The organism is Endozoicomonas sp. SESOKO1 (assembly GCF_024606265.1).
In the GTDB taxonomy this organism is placed as follows: domain Bacteria; phylum Pseudomonadota; class Gammaproteobacteria; order Pseudomonadales; family Endozoicomonadaceae; genus Endozoicomonas.
On sequence record NZ_JAHHPP010000099.1, the window covers coordinates 1 to 1,621 of the forward strand.

Annotated in this window: 2 protein-coding genes; both read left to right on the plus strand. The window is 49.5% G+C overall.

Annotated features, from left to right (window positions below):
- Positions 1-48 precede the first annotated feature (48 nt).
- A complete protein-coding gene (locus KDK13_RS05285) occupies positions 49-1,086 on the plus strand; it encodes a LysM peptidoglycan-binding domain-containing protein (protein ID WP_257283902.1) in 1,038 nt (345 codons plus the stop codon).
- A gap of 139 nt (positions 1,087-1,225) precedes the next feature.
- Positions 1,226-1,621 (plus strand): DNA-processing protein DprA (locus KDK13_RS05290; protein ID WP_257283903.1); only part of this gene is annotated, 396 nt, incomplete at its 3' end.

Here is a 1,621-nt window from a genome sequence, read left to right on the forward strand (position 1 = left end):
GCCTTATGGCAGCTTAAACTAAAAACTATTCAAGGAATCGGGACGACAATGAGACGCTTTGCTCTGGCAGGAATCCTGCTTTGCATGTCCACTCTGGGACTGGCATTCGACAGCCCGATAAAGGCAGACTCCCCCAGCAGGTACACCGTTGAGAAAGGCGATACCCTGTGGGATATATCCACTACCTTTCTGGACAGTCCATGGTTATGGCCGGAAATCTGGCTTGCCAATCCCCAGATAGAAAACCCCCACCTGATTTACCCCGGAGATGTTATCAGCCTGGTTTATATCGATGGCCAGCCCAGGCTGATGGTTTCCAGCCGTGGGCAATCGGGTCGTACGATTAAATTAAGCCCGGAAGTCCGGGTGATGCCCAGGGAGTCTGCAATCCCTGCCATTCCCTTGAGTGCGGTGCAAAGTTATTTGCAAGGTGGGCATGTATTTTCCAGTGAGGAACAGCTGAATAATGCACCTTATATATTTGCTGCGAAAGGTGGCAAACTGATTTCAGGGGCTGGTGATAAAATATACGCACGGGGCGATTTTGCCGGACAGACCCTGCGATTTGATGTCGTCCGCCGTGGTGAACAGATTGTTGACCCACAAACTGATGAAATGCTGGGGCTCATTGGGATTGATATAGGCACGATCAATTTGAGCCGTGTCCGGGAAGGGGTTGCCTCCATGGTTGTTCAGGACAGTAGAATGGAGATGAAACCGGGTGATCGTCTGGTTAAACAGGATGCCAACGGACTGGTGACGACGTTTTTTCCAAGGGCACCGGCTGCACTGGTAGAGGGTATTGTTACCGCAAACCTGAACAACGCTGAAAAGATTTCCAGGTTTGATACGGTCGTTATCAACAAGGGGGAACGGGAGAGTCTCAGACAGGGGGATATCCTGGCCGTCTACCGCAAGACCCAGGAAGCCTTTGATCCATTTACCGATGAACAGGTTGCCCTGCCATCTGAGAGAGTAGGGTTAGTCATGGTTTATCGACCTTTTGAAAAAATGAGCTATGGTATTGTGCTATCAGCTAAAGAGGATATTGAAGTTGGCTATATCCTCCGGAGCCCGGATTCATAAGTCACCATGTTGTGCAACATACAGCCCGGATGTTTTACAGGGTGCTTCATTGGATGTGTGGCTTATCTTGACAGAGCTGTTAAAAACCAGATGCTGTTAATAAACAGAATAAGCCACACAACTCCGGAAAGAGAATTCAATGATATACACTGATACCGACCAGAAGGACTGGTTACAACTGCTCCCCTGGTTAACGCTTTCCCTTATTCCAGGTCTGGGTCCCATCAAATCCAGTCAGCTTATTGAAAAATTCCAACATCCCGGCCAGCTTTTTTCGACATCATTGAATGAACTCAAGCGTATTATTCCGGATAAGCTGGCCAGTTTGCTGGTTAACGCACACAGAGACTCATCTATCCAGAAACAGTTGCACCTGACACAGGCATGGCTTCAAGCCAGCCAGGCTCATACTATCCTGACACCCGATTCCCCTCTATACCCTGATGCGCTGAAAGAGCTTCCTGATGCGCCGGTGGTGCTCTACGTCATTGGTAACCGGCAACTGATCAGTGAGCCGCAACTGGGCGTTGTCGGC